This window comes from Streptomyces sp. NBC_01197 (assembly GCF_036010505.1).
Classification (GTDB): Bacteria; Actinomycetota; Actinomycetes; order Streptomycetales; family Streptomycetaceae; genus Streptomyces.
In genome coordinates, this window is sequence record NZ_CP108569.1 from 6,310,699 (window position 1) to 6,326,375 (window position 15,677).

Annotated in this window: 15 protein-coding genes; 10 read left to right on the top strand and 5 right to left on the bottom strand. The window is 72.2% G+C overall.

What is annotated here, in order from left to right; translation table 11 throughout:
* The first annotated feature begins 36 nt into the window (after nucleotides 1–36).
* Complete coding sequence (locus OG452_RS29010) at nucleotides 37–831, top strand: chaplin (protein ID WP_327298513.1); 795 nt, start codon at nucleotides 37–39, stop codon at nucleotides 829–831.
* A 69-nt stretch (nucleotides 832–900) separates the two neighbouring features.
* On the opposite strand, the gene OG452_RS29015 is transcribed toward OG452_RS29010, so the two are convergent.
* Entirely contained in the window at nucleotides 901–1,089 is a 189-nt protein-coding gene (locus tag OG452_RS29015; RefSeq protein WP_030907692.1) for a DUF5703 family protein, read from the bottom strand.
* Nucleotides 1,090–1,136: 47 nt separating this feature from the next.
* Here OG452_RS29015 and OG452_RS29020 point away from each other — a divergent pair, with 47 nt between their 5' ends.
* Complete coding sequence (locus OG452_RS29020) at nucleotides 1,137–1,850, top strand: hypothetical protein (protein ID WP_327298514.1); 714 nt, start codon at nucleotides 1,137–1,139, stop codon at nucleotides 1,848–1,850.
* Between the two features lie 105 nt (nucleotides 1,851–1,955).
* On the opposite strand, the gene OG452_RS29025 is transcribed toward OG452_RS29020, so the two are convergent.
* Both OG452_RS29025 and OG452_RS29030 read right to left on the bottom strand, forming a co-directional pair.
* Nucleotides 1,956–4,208: an ATP-dependent RecD-like DNA helicase gene (locus OG452_RS29025; protein WP_327298515.1), complete on the bottom strand. Its 2,253-nt coding sequence runs from the start codon at nucleotides 4,206–4,208 to the stop codon at nucleotides 1,956–1,958.
* Complete coding sequence (locus tag OG452_RS29030) at nucleotides 4,205–5,188, bottom strand: aldo/keto reductase (protein ID WP_327298516.1); 984 nt, start codon at nucleotides 5,186–5,188, stop codon at nucleotides 4,205–4,207. The genes OG452_RS29025 and OG452_RS29030 overlap by 4 nt, the downstream gene beginning before the upstream one ends.
* A 129-nt stretch (nucleotides 5,189–5,317) precedes the next feature.
* On the opposite strand from OG452_RS29030, the gene OG452_RS29035 reads away from it, so the two are divergent.
* Together OG452_RS29035 and OG452_RS29040 are read left to right on the top strand one after the other, a co-directional pair.
* Entirely contained in the window at nucleotides 5,318–6,367 is a 1,050-nt protein-coding gene (locus OG452_RS29035) for an LLM class F420-dependent oxidoreductase (protein WP_327298517.1), read from the top strand.
* A gap of 239 nt (nucleotides 6,368–6,606) precedes the next feature.
* A complete protein-coding gene (locus OG452_RS29040) occupies nucleotides 6,607–7,398 on the top strand; it encodes a ferritin-like domain-containing protein (protein ID WP_327299822.1) in 792 nt (263 codons plus the stop codon).
* Between the two features lie 49 nt (nucleotides 7,399–7,447).
* On the opposite strand, the gene corA is transcribed toward OG452_RS29040, so the two are convergent.
* Nucleotides 7,448–8,440 carry a magnesium/cobalt transporter CorA gene (gene corA, locus OG452_RS29045; protein ID WP_327298518.1) on the bottom strand — a complete coding sequence of 331 codons (993 nt, stop codon included), beginning with the start codon at nucleotides 8,438–8,440 and terminating at the stop codon, nucleotides 7,448–7,450.
* 158 nt (nucleotides 8,441–8,598) lie between these two features.
* Here corA and OG452_RS29050 point away from each other — a divergent pair, with 158 nt between their 5' ends.
* The 4 genes from OG452_RS29050 to mshC all read left to right on the top strand — a co-directional run bounded on the left by OG452_RS29050 (nucleotide 8,599) and on the right by mshC (nucleotide 12,106).
* Nucleotides 8,599–9,285 carry a histidine phosphatase family protein gene (locus tag OG452_RS29050; RefSeq protein ID WP_327298519.1) on the top strand — a complete coding sequence of 229 codons (687 nt, stop codon included), beginning with the start codon at nucleotides 8,599–8,601 and terminating at the stop codon, nucleotides 9,283–9,285.
* A gap of 71 nt (nucleotides 9,286–9,356) precedes the next feature.
* A complete protein-coding gene (locus OG452_RS29055) occupies nucleotides 9,357–9,947 on the top strand; it encodes a DUF3090 domain-containing protein (RefSeq protein ID WP_266858628.1) in 591 nt (196 codons plus the stop codon).
* A complete protein-coding gene (locus OG452_RS29060; RefSeq protein ID WP_327298520.1) occupies nucleotides 9,911–10,729 on the top strand; it encodes an SCO1664 family protein in 819 nt (272 codons plus the stop codon). Before OG452_RS29055 ends, OG452_RS29060 begins: the two co-directional genes overlap by 37 nt.
* 147 nt (nucleotides 10,730–10,876) lie before the next feature.
* On the top strand, nucleotides 10,877–12,106 hold the full coding sequence (gene mshC, locus OG452_RS29065; protein ID WP_327298521.1) for a cysteine--1-D-myo-inosityl 2-amino-2-deoxy-alpha-D-glucopyranoside ligase: 1,230 nt from the start codon (nucleotides 10,877–10,879) through the stop codon (nucleotides 12,104–12,106).
* Nucleotides 12,107–12,256: 150 nt separating this feature from the next.
* On the opposite strand, the gene OG452_RS29070 is transcribed toward mshC, so the two are convergent.
* Complete coding sequence (locus OG452_RS29070) at nucleotides 12,257–13,291, bottom strand: PAC2 family protein (RefSeq protein ID WP_327298522.1); 1,035 nt, start codon at nucleotides 13,289–13,291, stop codon at nucleotides 12,257–12,259.
* Between the two features lie 287 nt (nucleotides 13,292–13,578).
* Between OG452_RS29070 and OG452_RS29075 the strand changes: the two genes are divergently transcribed.
* Complete coding sequence (locus OG452_RS29075) at nucleotides 13,579–14,904, top strand: enolase C-terminal domain-like protein (protein WP_327298523.1); 1,326 nt, start codon at nucleotides 13,579–13,581, stop codon at nucleotides 14,902–14,904.
* Entirely contained in the window at nucleotides 14,901–15,674 is a 774-nt protein-coding gene (locus tag OG452_RS29080; protein ID WP_327298524.1) for an SDR family NAD(P)-dependent oxidoreductase, read from the top strand. Before OG452_RS29075 ends, OG452_RS29080 begins: the two co-directional genes overlap by 4 nt.
* Nucleotides 15,675–15,677 lie beyond the last annotated feature (3 nt).

The following is a 15,677-nucleotide window of genomic DNA, read 5'->3' on the forward strand; positions in this document are numbered from 1 at the left end:
GGCATTTCCGGAAGGTAGAAGGCAGGAAACGAACCTATGCGCCAGGTCACGAAGAAAGGCCTGATCACCGTTGCGGCCGCGGGCGGAGTGCTCGCCCTGAGCGGTGGCTACGCGTACGCGGACTCGTCGGCTGACGGAACCGCGGCGAATTCGCCCGGAGTGCTCTCCGGCAATTCGGTCCAGGCACCGGTGCACGTACCGGTGAACGTCTGTGGCAACACCGTTGATGTGGTCGGGCTGCTCAACCCCGCATTCGGCAACAGGTGCGGCAACGGGCCGTCCGGATCCGGAACGTCCCACACCGGCAGCGGTCACGAGGGCCAGGGCAGCGGCGACCACCGCGCCCCCGGCAACAACGGCGGCAGCCACAACAGCGGCACCGGCAGCCACAGCGGCGGCGGAGCGACGGCAGAGGGTTCCACGAGTGGCTCGCCCGGCGTTCTCTCCGGCAACAACGTGAAGCTCCCGCTCGACGTACCCGTGAACGCCTGCGGCAACAGCGTCGATGTCGTCGGCCTGCTCAATCCGGTCTTCGGCAACAACTGCGCCAACGACGAGAGCGTCCCGCCGCCGGTCCACGTCCCGCACCACCCGGTCCACCCCGGTCAGCCGGGGCACCCGGAGCACCCGGGAACGCCGCGCGCTCACACGCCGCGCACTCCGAAGCCCGCGGCGCCGCACGCCCCGGTCACGCAGACAGTCCCGGCGCCCAAGGGCACCGAGCAGCTCGCGCACACCGGTTCTGCCCCGCTCGGGCTGATCATTCCGGCGAGTGCCGGAATGATGCTCGGGGGGATCATCCTGTACAGGCGGTCCCGGGCAGCCGCGTAACGGGCCGCTGAGCCCTATGTGTACGCATGGAAGGGGGCGGGTCCCGCAGTCGCGGGGCCCGCTCCCTCTTCACCATGTGGCGCGCACTTGGCGAATGATGCGCCGGCGCAGCCGCACTCTGCGGCTGCCGTCCCGGTGCAGACTCAGTCGGTCCAACTCCCAGTGTCCGTACTCGGCATGGTCGGTGAGCAGGCGTGTCGCATCCTTGCGGGAGACCCCGCGCGGTACGTACACGTCGACAAATTCGTATTCCGGCATCGCATCTATTGTGCGGGCAGAGGCCCGGTACGGATAGCGTCTGCCCTATGTCTGATGCTGCGCAGCCCACGGCTGCCGAGGTACGCGCCGCCGCCGAGGCGGTCAAAGCCGCGCTGGACCGTCACCTCGCCGCGGTCGAAGCCCGTACGGGAGAGGACGACCCGGCCGTTTACGACGCGTTCAACGCGCTCGCCGCGGCCGCCGAGGTGTACGACGAGAGGCTCTACGACCGGTACGACGAGGTCACCCCCTTCGAGATTCCCGCTGCGGACGAAGCGCTGCCGCCGTACGCGGGCCCCGACGACCCGCACGCGCTCACGGTGCTCATTCGGCGCGACTACGCGGTGGCCCAGCCGCAGCGGCTGCTCGGGCAGGCGCAGCGCATCGTGGATCTCGACCCGGAGGCGGACGGCGGGCCGGGCGTGGGGGCCGTCGTGGGCAACAGTGTGCACGCGGCTCTGGGGGTGCTGTTCGGTGAGTACGAACCCGACGAGATCGCCTCGCGGCACAAGGAGTTCGGCCTTGAGGAGGGCGACTCCACGCTCTGGGTCACGGCGGCGGAGGACCTGTCCGAGCCGGGGGAGTGGCTGAGCACCCCGTTCGACCAGGCGGACCCGCAGCAGATCGTGTGCCGGTTCGACGTCAGTTCCGTCTTCGACGACGAGGAACTGCTCGATGGCGATGAGGATGACGAAGACGGCGCCGACGACGACGCTGACGAATCCCCCGCGTACGGGGACCCGGAGGACGAGCGGGTCTGATCCGGGTCTGAGACCTCCGGGTCTGCGGTACGTCGGCGGCCGGGGCTCCTGTCCCGGCCGCCGGCCGCCAACCGCGGGTGCTAGTGCCGCGGCAGGGGCAAGGCACTAGTCCGCTGCCGGCCGCAGCAGGGTTCGCAGCCGGGTGGTGCGTGGCTGTGCGGGGACTTCGGCCACCGCGTGCGGCAGCGCCTGGTCGACTCCGTGCACCACCGAGAGATGCCGTTCGCCGCGGCCGAACGCGGTGTAGACCCACGGCCTGCTCAGCCCGCCCGCCGCGTCGCCGGGCAGCACCACGACCACCGCGGGCCACCGCAGTCCGGCAGCCTGGTGTGCGGTGAGCGCCCAGCCGTGCCGCACCGATGCCTCCACCCGGTCCTTCGGTACGGTGACGGGCGTGCCTGCGCAATCCAGACGCAGGCCGTCGCCGTCGGCCGACACGACCGTGCCGGGCAGGGTCCTGCCGGGCGCCGGGATGTAGGCGGCCCGGTCACCCGGATCGAAACCGCCGAAGCGGCCGGGGCCCGGGTTGAGACGCTCCTTCAGCGCCGCGTTGAGCGCGCGGGTACCGGCGGGGCCGCCATGCCCCGGGGTGATGACCTGGGTGTCGGACACCGGCACGCCGATGGCCCGGGGTACCGAGTCGGCGACGAGCTGCACGGTGCGGTGCACCGCCTCACCGGGGTCCCGGACGGGGACGATCACGACTTCCTTGCCGGGCGCCGCCACCTGGTTCAGCTCGCCGATCCCGATCCCCGAGACCAGCTCGCCGATGGGGCCGGGATCGGGGGTGCGGGAGGCCAGTTGCGGGCAGGCGCGCGCTGCGAGGACATCGGTGAAGACCTGCCCGGCGCCGGCGGAACCGAGCACCCCGGGGTCCCCGCTGAGGACCAGGCGCACCCCGTCGGCCAGCGACTCGACCAGCATGGCGGCGCTCTCGACATCCAGCTGAGGGGCGTCCACGACGGCCAGCAGATCGAGCGCCAGAGCGCCCTCGCCGTCCCGTCCCGGCCCCTCCGAACCGGTCAGCAGCCCGGAGACGGTGACGGCCGCCGCCGGATCGTCCAGGGCGGCGGCCAGCCGCCGCTTCCCGTCGGGGGTGTGCGCGGCCGCGTACGCCCGCAGGCCCAGCGCGCGCGCCGCCGTGACCACCGCGGCCGGTTCGTCGCGGGCGGCCTCGCCGCCGGTGTGGGCGACCAGGCCGTTCCGCGCCACGGTCCGGATCAGTTCGGCGGCCGACGGGGACGGGGCGTCCGCCGCTGCCTGCTCCCAGTCGGCCTGTCCGCCGCCGGGAGGGATGGAGCCCGCGTTCACCAGCCGGGCCAGCCCGTCCGCCAGACTCTCCTCCGCGAGCGCGTACCGGTCGAGACCCAGCAGGACCCGCACGGGCCCCGGCGCCGCTCCGTCCTCGCTCCCCGAGCCGTCGTCGTCCTGTGGGGCTTCCTGTGCGGCGGGCCCCCCGGGGGGCGTGTCCAGCGCGTCCTGGAAGACCAGCACGGCGCCGTCCGCGACAGCGCTCTGCAGCGCCCCGTCGGGGTCCGGCACGGACCGCTCCGCGAGCGCCGCGCGGACCGTGTCCGACTCCAGCGCGGTGTGCCCCTGGAGCGCGGCCCGCTCAAGGAGCCAGCTCACCAGCGCGGCAGCCCGCCGCTCGTCGGCGGGTCCGCACTCCGCGCCGAGCAGCGCACGGGCGAAGCCGTCCGCCTGCTCCGGCCGGACCCCGGGAACCGAGAGCAACTGCCAGGGGTCATCGCGCAGGGAGTCGGCCGCCTGCTCGCCGAGCGTCTCGGCGGTCCGTACGGCCAGTGACTCGGGGGCGCCGCCCGCGGCCAGCACGGCCCGCACGGACGACACGCTCTCCGGCGCCGCGCCGGCGGGAGCGGCGGCCGGACGGACTACGGGGCGGGGCTCCGCCTGCGGGGCGGGCGCGGGGCGGCGCGGCTCGGGTGCCGGGGGAGGGAAGTGCGCGGACGGTTTCTCGCCGCCCTCCACCGCCCGGACCGCGGCGAGCAGATCGGCGGCCCGGCCACTCAGCTTCGTGCCGGCCTGGATCGGCCCGTCCTTCTCGGCCTTGCGCTGCTCGATTCGGGCCCGCAGTTCGCGCTGGGCCGCCAGTTCGGCCTCGGCCTCCGACAGGGCGGGTGCCCCGGCCGCCCCGGCGCCCTCCGCCGCCTCTCCCGCTTCCCCGGCCGCTGCCCCCGCCTCAGCGTCAGTCCCGGCCTCGGTCCCGGTCGCAGTCGCGGTGTCGGGCGCCGTGTCCGATTCCGTCTCCGGTGGGGCTTCGGCCTCCGGCGCCGCTCCGGCGCCGGGAGCGGCCGCGGCCTCGGTGCTGGCCTCGGTGTCGAGGGGATCCGTACTCACAGCTCGGTCCAGTCCTGGTCGGGGTAACGGTGAACGGGCTCCGACACATCGTCGAGCGCCCGGCAGATCTCCTCAGGAAGACTAAGCGTCTCCACTGACAATGCCGCCGCGAGCTGCTGCGCGTTGCGCGCGCCGATGATCGGGGCGACCACCCCGGGCCGGTCGCGGACCCAGGCCAGCGCGACCTCCAGCGGTGTGGTCGCGAGCCCGTCGGCCGCCGTGGCGACCGCGTCGACGATCCTGCTCGCGGCGTCGTCCAGATAGGGCGCGACGAAGGGCGCCAGCTGCTCCGATGCGCCGCGCGAGTCCATCGGAGTCGCATGCCGGTACTTGCCGGTGAGCACCCCGCGCCCCAGCGGCGACGACGGCAGCAGTCCCACACCCAGGTCCACCGCCGCCGGCAGCACCTCCCGCTCCACCCCGCGCTGGAGCAGCGAGTACTCCATCTGCGTACTGGCGACGCGGGTCCTTACCCCCGGCGCCGCGAGCTGCCAGGTGGCGGCCTTGGCCAGCTGCCAGCCGGAGAAGTTGGACAGCCCCGCATACCGCGCCCGCCCGCTGGCGACCGCGATGTCCAGCGCCTGGAGCGTCTCGTCCAGCGGGGTCTCAGGGTCGAAGGCGTGCACCTGCCACAGATCCACGTAGTCGGTCCCCAGTCGCTCCAGCGACGCGTCGAGAGCCGCCAGCAGATGCCCGCGCGAGCCGTCGAACCGGCGGTAGGGGTCGGGCACGCTGCCCGCCTTGGTGGCGATGACGAGATCGCGGCGGGGTATCAGCCGTTCGCAGAGCTGCCCGAGCAGATACTCGGCGTCCCCGTCGCCGTACACATCGGCCGTGTCGACGAGGGTGCCGCCGGCCTCCCAGAACGCCTTCAACAGGTCGGCGGCCTCATGCTCGTCGGTACTCCGCCCCCAGGTGAGGGTGCCGAGTCCGATCCGGGATACGCGCAGGCCCGTGCGGCCGAGATGCCTCTGCTCCATGGGCGCTGACAGTACTGGGCACGGGGCCGCCCGGTGGAGGCCTGTGGACAACCACCCCCTGACGGATGCCGCCGACGCGCGCTAGAGTCCCCCGGAACAGGGACGTTACTCATTGGTAAGGGAGCGGTCATGCGGCTCGGAATCAACCTCGGCTACTGGGGCGCCGGGATGGACGGCGACAACCTCGCCGTGGCTCAGGAGGCCGACCGGCTCGGCTATGACGTCTGCTGGGCGGCCGAGGCGTACGGCTCGGACGGGCCGACCGTGCTCTCCTGGGTCGCCGCCAGGACCGAGCGGATCGACGTGGGCTCCGCGATCTTCCAGATTCCCGCCAGGGCCCCCGCGATGACGGCGATGACCGCGGCCACCCTCGATTCGCTCTCCGGCGGCCGTTTCCGGCTCGGCCTCGGCGTCTCGGGGCCGCAGGTCTCCGAGGGCTGGTACGGCGTCAAGTTCGACAAACCGCTCTCGCGCACCCGTGAGTACGTGGAGATCGTCCGCAAGGCGATGTCGCGCGAGCGCCTCTCGTACGAGGGCGAGCACTGGACGCTGCCGCTGCCCGGCGGCCCCGGCAAGCCCATCAAGCTCACTGTGCACCCGCAGCGCGAGCACATCCCGCTCTACATCGCGGCGATCGGCCCCAAGAACCTGGAGCAGACCGGTGAGATCGCCGACGGCGCGCTGCTGATCTTCCCCTCGGCCGAGCACCTGGAGTCCACTGCGATCTCTCCGCTGCGCGCCGGCCGGGAGAAGGCCGGGCTCACGATGGAGGGCTTCGACGTCTGCCCGACCCTGCCGCTCGCGGTGGGCGACGACGTGCACGCGCTGGCCGACACGTTCCGGCCCTACACCGCCCTGTACGTCGGCGGCATGGGCAGCCGCAAGCAGAACTTCTACAACAGGCTCGCGCAGCGCATGGGGTACGAGAAGGAGGCCGCCGAGATCCAGGAGAAGTACCTGGGCGGCGACAGGGACGGTGCCGCCGCCGCCGTACCGCACGAGCTGATCGACCGGACGACGCTGCTCGGGTCCGTGGATCGGATCGCCGACCGGATGCAGGCCTACGCCGCGGCGGGGGTCACCACGCTGACGCTGGCCCCCGCCGGGTTCACGCTCGACGAGCGGGTGGCCGGACTGCGGGCCGGTACGGAGGCGCTGGAGCGGGCCGGGCTCGCGTAGCCGGGTCACACACAGCGCCCCGGGATGCCGGGGAGAGGTCTGCGGCCGTGGTGGGGGCTCGGGGGTCTTCCCCGCCACGGCCGTCATGCTGAACAACGCCTCGGAGGCCCCTCGGTTACGCCTCCGGGCCGTGGGCGGGCGTTCCGCCTTTCGGCCGAACCGCGCAGGGGTACGCATTGCCGGTCAACCGATATCGCATTTGACTCATACCGTCAGATGTCGGCATGGAGGTGACAGTGATGCTTTCGGCGCGGAGCATTTTCCAGGAGATCGTCGACAGCGACGACGCCTTCCGCCTCTTCTGCTCCATCGCGGCCGGCGGGGAGTCCCAGGGCGGCTGGGAGAACGGCCGGATCTCCGCGCTCGCCCCGGAGAGCATGAGCGCCCTCGCCCCGAAGATCGCCCGGCACGGTGCCGACGAGGACAAGCACGGCCGGATCTTCCGCGCCCTGCTCAAGAAGCGCGGGCTCGACCTGGTGGAGGTGCCCGAGGCGGCCGACTACACGATGCTGCTCGAACGCCGGGGCATCGGCCTGAGCCACCGCAGACTGCGCGGCAGCGAGCGGCTGACCGAGCGGGAGATCGTCGTCTACCTCGCGCACAGCAGGGTCACGGAGCAGCGCGCTTCGGAGCAGATGAACACCCTGGTGCGGTACCTCGGCGACCAGCCGGACATCGGCCGGGCGGTGCGCATGATCTGCCGGGACGAGGACAACCATCTCGCCTACTGCCACGAGGAACTGCTGCGCCTGGCCGCACAGGGCCACGCCCGTACCATCCACTCCGTCCTGCGGGAGAGCGCGCTGGAGGAGATCCGCGTCTACCGGGAGGTGGGCCTGGCGGTGATGGAGCGGATGGGCGCCATCCTCGGCTGGCCGAGAGCCAAGTCGGCGGTGCTGGCCGCGGGCGTCCAGGGGCTGTACGGGTACGAGCGGGCGGGCGGCTGGCGCCGGTCGGTGAGGCTGGCCATGCCCGAGCGGCGCGACGCGCTCGGCGGACCGGCCGCGCCCCACGCGGCGGAGTTCGCCTGAACCTGTCCCCGCCCCGCCGCGGCGGCCACCGGAGCCGGCCCGTCCCGCCTCAGAGCCAGCCGCGCCGTTTGAACTGCCGGTGCAGGGCGAAGACGACCGCGGCCATCAGCGCGATCACCGCCGGATAGGCCCAGGTCCACTTCAGTTCGGGCATGTGCTGGAAGTTCATGCCGTAGATACCGGCGACCATGGTCGGCACCGCCGCCATCGCCGCCCATGCCGAGATCTTGCGCATGTCGTCGTTCTGCCGGACACCCATCTGCGCCAGATGCGCGGAGAGGATGTCGGACAGCAGCCGGTCCAGTCCGTCCACCTGCTCGTTGGCGCGGGTCAGATGGTCGCCCACATCCCGGAAGAACGGCTGTGAGTGGTCGTGCACGAACGGCACCCCCGCCCCCGCGAGCCGGGCCATGGGAGCCGCCAGCGGCCCGCTGGCACGGCGGAATTCGAGCACCTGCCGCTTGAAGGTGTAGATCCGCGACGCGACGTTCTTCGAATCGCCGCCGTTGGGCGCGAAGACCTCGGCCTCCAGCTCCTCCAGGTCGTTCTGGAGCTCGGCCGCCACGTCGATGTAGTGGTCGACGACGGTGTCGCTCACCGCGTACATGATGGCCGTGGGGCCGTGCTTGAGCACATCGTGCTCCTGCTCCAGCCGCTTGCGCACGGCGGCGAGCGGGGCGCCCGTACCGTGCCGCACCGTCACCACGAAGGAGTCGCCGAGGAAGACCATCAGCTCGTCGGTGGTCACCGTGTCGCTGTCCGCGTCGTACATCACCGGCTTCAGCACCATGAAGAGCGTCGCGTCGTAGACCTCCAGCTTGGGCCGCTGGTGGGCCCGCAGGGCGTCCTCCACCGCCAGCTGGTGCAGCTTGAACTCGCTGCTGACCAGGTCGAATTCTTCCTGCGTCGGCTCGTGCAGCCCGACCCAGAGAAAGGCGTTCCCGTCCGCGCGTGCTTCGGCGAGGGCGTCGGAGAAGTCCGGCGGCCCCTCCACGCGGCGTCCGTCCCGGTAGATGGCGCAATCGACAATCACGGCGCGCATTCTTCCCTGGCCGGGCCGCCCGCGCACGCGCGGGGTGCCGCAGCCGCGCCGCGCCGGGTGCCACCGGCCCGCCGGTGAGCCCCGGGGACTTCCGCCCGGATCAGGCCGGACCCGGCGGGCCCGGACCGATCCGAACCAAAGGCTCTAGGCTGGCCGTCATGGCCACGCTGATTCTTGTACGGCACGGACGCTCCACCGCCAACACCTCCGGAGTGCTCGCGGGCCGGACGCCGGGCGTCTCCCTCGACGAGCGGGGCGCTGCCCAGGCGGCCTCGCTGCCGGACCGGCTGGCCGGGCTGCCCCTCACGGCCGTCGTCACCAGCCCGCTGCAGCGCTGCCGCGAGACCGTCGCGCCGCTGCTGGCCGCCAGGCCCGAGTTGACGCTCCACACCGAGGACCGGATCAGCGAGTGCGACTACGGCGACTGGTCGGGGCGCAAGCTCGCCGAACTCGCCGACGAACCGCTGATGAAGACCGTGCAGCAGCACCCGTCGGCCGCCGCGTTCCCCGGGGGCGAGTCGATGCGCGCGATGCAGGCCCGCGCCGTCGACGCGGTACGGGACTGGAACGCCCGGATCGACGAGGGGCACGGCGACAACGCGGTGTACGCGATGTGTTCGCACGGCGACATCATCAAGTCGGTGATCGCCGACGCCCTCGGTATGCATCTCGACCTCTTCCAGCGGATCCACGTCGACCCGTGTTCCCTTACGGCCATCCGCTACACCCCGGTACGGCCCTTCGTCCTGCGGCTCGGTGACACCGGCGAGTTCGGCTCGCTGGCGCCCCGCGAGAGCGCTCCGGGATCGGACGCGGCAGTCGGTGGTGGCGCGGGCGCGCCGTGATCGATCCGCGCAGTAGGGTGGGCGGGCCGTAAACCGGACCACCCCGCAGCCGAACCCATGGAGATCAGGACGTGTCCCGTCAGGTGTACTTCTACGACCCGCCGGACCGCTTCGTTGCCGGTACGGTCGGGCTGCCTGGGCGCCGTACGTTCTTCCTGCAGGCGTCGTCCGGGCCCCGCACCACCAGTGTGGCGCTGGAGAAGACCCAGGTGGCCGCGCTCGCCGAGCGCATCGACGAACTGCTCGACGAAGTGGTGCGCAGGACCGGGGGCAACTCGCCGGTGCCCGCGGTCGCCCCGTCCGACGCCGGTGACACCGCCCCGCTGGACGCCCCGGTCGAGGAGGAGTTCCGGGTCGGCACGATGGCGCTGGCCTGGGACGGCGACGAACAGCGCATGATCATCGAGGCTCAGGCCCTCGTCGAGCTGGACGCGGACACCGACGAAGATCTCGCGGAAGCCGAGGAACGGCTCCTCCAGGACGACGAGAACGGCCCGCCGATGCTCCGCGTACGGCTGACCGGCGCGCAGGCCAGGGCCTTCGCCAAGCGCGCGCTCGACGTCGTGAACGCGGGACGGCCGCCGTGCCCCCTGTGCAGCCTGCCGCTCGACCCGGAGGGACACGTATGCCCGCGCCAGAACGGATACCGCAGGGGGGCCTGACGGGCACCCGGCTCCTCCTGGAGGGGGAGCTGACGGTACGCGGACGGGTGCGCGAGGCATCCAACGCGGTGCTGTACTGCTCGGTCGCGTTCGAGGGCCGGGAAGCGGCCTGCGTGTACAAGCCGGTCGCCGGTGAACGGCCGCTGTGGGACTTCCCCGACGGGACGCTCGCCCAGCGCGAGGTGGCGGCGTACGAGGTTTCCGAGGCGACGGGGTGGGGGTTCGTCCCGCCGACGGTGCTGCGTGACGGGCCGTACGGCGAGGGCATGTGCCAGCTGTGGATCGAGTCCGCCGCCGAGCCGTCGCTGCTGGGTCTCGTCGAGGAGGACGAGCCCGGCGACGGCTGGAAGGCCATCGGCTTCGCCGAAGTGGGCGAGGGCAGGACGGCGCTGCTGGTGCACGCGGACGACGAGCGGCTGCGGCGGCTCTCGGTCCTCGACGCGGTGATCAACAACGGCGACCGCAAGGGCGGTCATCTGCTGCCGACCGACGAGGGGCGGCTCTACGGCATCGACCACGGGGTCACCTTCAACGCCGACGACAAGCTCCGGACGCTGTTGTGGGGGTGGGCGGGTGAACCGCTGACGCCCGAGACGGCCGCGGTACTGGACAAGCTCACAGTGGAGCTGGCGCCCGGTACGGGGCTCACCGACCGGCTGGCGGGGCTCATCACCGGCACGGAGCTGGAGGCGCTGCGGGGGCGCGTGGGGGCGCTGCGGGAGGCCGGCCGGCACCCCGTACCGAGCGGTGACTGGCCGGCGATCCCCTGGCCGCCGGTGTAGGGGGTACGGATCCGGTCGCGGGCCCGGCAGTACCGGATCACGCAGGCCGGTATCACGCGGGTGCCCCGTCCGCGCAAGAGTGCCGATTCGGCCAACGTGGGCACTCCGGTTCGTTATCGGAACTCACGTCCGGTTACGCTCGTGTACATGTATGCCTGGCCCGCTTCTGAGGTTCCCGCCCTGCCCGGCAAGGGCGCCGACCTTGAGATCCACTCCACCGCGACCGGCGGACGAGTCACCCTCGACCCCGGTCCCGTCGCCCGCATCTACGTCTGCGGCATCACGCCGTACGACGCGACGCACATCGGTCATGCGGCGACCTACAACGCGTTCGACCTCGTTCAGCGCGTGTGGCTCGACACCAAGAGGCAGGTCCACTACGTCCAGAACGTGACCGACGTGGACGATCCGCTGCTGGAGCGGGCCCTGCGCGACGGTGAGAACTGGACCGAGCTCGCGGAGCGCGAGACGGCACTCTTCCGCGAGGACATGACCGCGCTGCGGATGCTCCCGCCGAAGCACTTCATCGGAGCGGTCGAGGCCATACCGGGCATCGTGCCGCTCGTCGAGCGGCTGCGGGACTGCGGTGCCGCCTACGAACTCGACAACGACATCTACTTCTCCGTGGAGAGCGACCCGCACTTCGGCGAGGTGTCGAACCTGGACGCGGAGGCGATGCGGCTGCTCTCCGCCGAGCGCGGCGGCGACCCCGAGCGGCCCGGCAAGAAGAACCCGCTCGACCCGATGCTCTGGCTGGGTGCCCGCGAGGGCGAGCCGAGCTGGGACGGCGCCTCCCTGGGCCCCGGCAGGCCGGGCTGGCACATCGAGTGCGTGGCCATCGCCCTCGACCACCTCGGGATGGGCTTCGACGTCCAGGGCGGCGGTTCCGACCTCGCCTTCCCGCACCACGAGATGGGCGCCTCGCACGCCCAGGTGCTGACCGGCGAGCACCCGTTCGCCCAGGCTTATGTGCACGCCGGCATGGTCGGCCTGGACGGCGAGAAGATGTCCAAGTCCAAGGGCAACCTGGTCTTCGTGTCGAAGCTGCGCCACGACGGTGTGGACCCGGCCGCGATCCGGCTCGCCCTGCTGGCCCACCACTACCGCTCGGACTGGGACTGGACGGACGAGGTCCTCCAGGAGGCCGTGGAGCGGCTCGGCCGCTGGCGCGCCGCTGTCTCCCGGCCCGACGGACCGTCCGCCGACGCCCTGATCGAGGAGATCAGGCAGGCGCTCGCCGACGACCTCGACGCGCCCGCCGCGCTGCGCGCGGTCGATCGCTGGGCGGCTCTTCAGGAGTCCGGCGGCGGTACGGACGAGGGCGCGCCCGGCCTGGTGTCGCGCGCCGCTGACGCCCTGCTCGGAGTGGCCCTGTAAGGGCGCCCGCTCTTTCCCTGCCGCCCTCGGGTTCCACGGCCCCGGGCAGCAACAGCCCCCGGACTCCACAGCGGAGTCCGGGGGCGATTTCGTTCCGCCGGGCGCAGTGCCGGACAGCGCCGGGCGCCGTGCCGGGCAGGACGGCCCCGGTCACTCCTCGGGGGAGTCCTCCGGGCCGTCCTCGTCATCCGTCGGCTTGTCGTTCCCGGGTTCGTTGCCCGGGTCGGGCCGCTGCGGTTTCGGGGGCCTGGAGCGGCTGGCGGGGCCTGAGCTGTCCCGCCGGTAGTTGCTGCCCTCGCCGCCGTCCGTGGCGTGTCCGCCGCCTGCCTGGCCCGGGCCTGGACCGCCGTCGCGGCGGCGCAGATACCGCTCGAACTCCCGCGCGATGGCCTCGCCGGACGCCTCGGGGAGCTCCGCGGTGTCGCGTGCCTCCTCCAGCGTCTGGACGTACTCCGCCACCTCGCTGTCCTCCGCGGCCAGTTGGTCCACGCCGACCTGCCAGGCCCGGGCGTCCTCGGGCAGTTCGCCCAGCGGGATCCGCAGATCGATCAGGTCTTCCAGCCGGTTCAGCAGGGCGAGCGTCGCCTTCGGGTTGGGCGGCTGCGACACATAGTGCGGGACGGCGGCCCACAGGCTCACCGCGGGCACCCCGGCGTGGGTGCACGCCTCCTGGAGGATGCCGACGATGCCGGTCGGACCCTCGTACCGGGTTTCCTCCAGGTCCATCGTCCTGGCCAGATCCGCGTCCGACGTGACTCCGCTGACCGGCACCGGCCTGGTGTGCGGGGTGTCGCCGAGCAGCGCGCCCAGGATCACCACCATCTCGACGCCCAGCTCATGGGCGAAGCCCAGGATCTCGTTGCAGAACGAGCGCCAGCGCATGGACGGTTCGATCCCCCGGACCAGTACCAGGTCGCGGGGCTTGTCGCCGGTCACCCGGATCACGGAGAGCCGGGTCGTCGGCCAAGTGACCTTGCGTACCCCGCCGTCCAGCCACACCGTGGGCCGGTTGACCTGGAAGTCGTAGTAGTCCTCGGCGTCGAGCGCCGCGAACACCTCGCCCTTCCACTCCCGGTCCAGATGGGCGACCGCGGTGGAGGCTGCGTCGCCGGCGTCGTTCCAGCCCTCGAACGCGGCCACCATGACCGGGTCGATCAGCTCGGGAACCCCCTCGAGCTCGATCACCCAGTGCCTCCCTCCGAAGTTCTTCTCTAACGCACCAACCTTACGGCTTCCCGGGTGCCCCGACGCAGCCGTTCTGCACGCCCCTCTGTGCAGCCCGGCGGCAGCCTGGCGTGCGTCACGGCAGCTGGACGAGCCGTTCCGACAGTCTGCCCATATCGAACCGATTCATCCGAGCTGTACCGGCAAATTTCGTCCCACCCCTGGACGGTATGGCATGTGCGGGGCTATACATCGGATGACAAATTAAAGGTCCGATGTTCTTAACGGTTCTTACCAAGGGAGTGTGGATGAGTCCGACCGTCACGGGGTTCGAGGTCCACGACATCCGATTCCCCACCTCGGAACAGCTCGACGGCTCGGACGCCATGAACCCGGACCCCGACTACTCAGCGGCCTATGTGGTGCTCAGCACCGATGTGCCGGGCGGTGTCGCGGGACATGGCTTCTGTTTCACCATCGGGCGCGGCAACGACGTCATCGCCGCCGCCATCGAAGCGCTGCGGCCCTATGTGGAGGGGCGGCCCGCGCCGCTCACGGCCGCCGGGCTCGCGGAGCTGCACCACGACCTCACTCATGACTCGCAACTGCGCTGGCTCGGCCCCGAGAAGGGGGTGATGCACATGGCGGCGGGCGCGGTCATCAACGCCGCCTGGGACCTGGCCGCCACCGCCGCCGGCAAGCCGGTCTGGGAGTTCCTGAGCGGAATGACACCGGAGGAGCTCGTCTCCCTGGTCGACTTCCGCTATCTGACCGACGCCCTCACCCCCGACGAGGCGCTGGCCATCCTGCGGGCCGCCGAACCGGGCCGCGCCGGACGGGCCGCCCTGCTGCGTGCCGACGGCTACCCCGCGTACACCACGTCGCCCGGCTGGCTCGGTTACTCCGACGAGAAGCTGGTGCGGCTCGCCCAGGAGGCGGTCGGCGCCGGCTTCGGGCAGATCAAGCTGAAGGTCGGCGCCGACCTGGACGACGACGTCCGCAGAATGAAGCTGGCCCGCGCGGCCGTCGGCCCCGGCATCCGGGTCGCCGTGGACGCCAACCAGCGCTGGGACGTCGCGGACGCGCTGCGGTGGATGGACGCGCTCGCCCCGTACGACCCGCACTGGATCGAGGAGCCGACCAGCCCCGACGACATCCTCGGCCACGCGGCGGTCAGATCCGGACAGCCGGTGAAGGTCGCCACCGGCGAGCACGTCGCCAACCGGGTCGTCTTCAAGCAGCTGCTCCAGGCGGGCGCCGTCGACTTCGTGCAGATCGACGCGGCCCGGGTCGCCGGGGTCAACGAGAACCTCGCGATCCTGCTGCTCGCCGCCAAGTTCGGCGTCCCGGTCTGCCCGCACGCGGGCGGCGTCGGGCTGTGCGAACTGGTCCAGCACCTGGCGATGTTCGACTTCGTCGCCGTCTCGGGCAGCCAGGACGACCGCGTCATCGAGTACGTGGACCATCTGCACGAACACTTCACCAACCCCGCGGTGATCGAGGGCGGACGCTACCGCGCGCCCAGCGCGCCGGGCTTCTCCGCCCGTATGCACCCCGCTTCCCTCGCCGCACACCGCTACCCCGACGGGCCCGTCTGGCTGGCCCGCCGCACCACCGAGGAGGTCAACTCGTGACCACTGCACGCGACTTCGAAGGGCTCGGCGCCCTGGTCACCGGCGGGGCTTCCGGCATCGGAGCCGCCATCGCCACCGAGCTGCTCGCCCGCGGCGCCCGGGTCGCCGTACTCGACCGCGAGACCGATGGAGCGCCGCAAGGCACCCTCGCGCTCAAGGCGGACGTCACCGACGACGGCGCGGTACGGGAGGCGGTCGACGCGGCGGCGGCCGAGTTCGGCGCCCTGCACACGGTGGTGTCCAACGCGGGCATCGGCGCTGTCGGCACGGTCGCCGACAACCCCGACGACGAGTGGCAGCGGGTCCTGGACATCAACGTCCTCGGCATGGTCCGCACGGCCCGCCACGCGCTGCCGCATCTGCGCCGTTCGGCCGCCGATCGGCCCGGCTGCGTCTCCGTCACCCACACCTGCTCGATCGCCGCGACCGCCGGCCTGCCGCAGCGCGCCCTCTACAGCGCCAGCAAGGGCGCGGTCCTCTCGCTGACCCTGGCGATGGCGGCCGACCACGTACGGGAGGGCATCCGGGTCAACTGCGTCAACCCCGGCACCGCGGACACCCCGTGGGTCGGGCGGCTGCTCGGCCAGGCCGACGACCCGGCCGCCGAGCGCGCGGCGCTCAACGCCCGCCAGCCCACCGGCCGGCTGGTCACCGCCGAAGAGGTGGCGGCGGCCGTCCTCTACCTCGCGAGCCCGGCGGCGGCGGCCGTCACCGGGACGGCGCTCGCGGTCGACGGCGGAATGCAGGGACTGCGCCTGCGCCCCGCCTGAGCG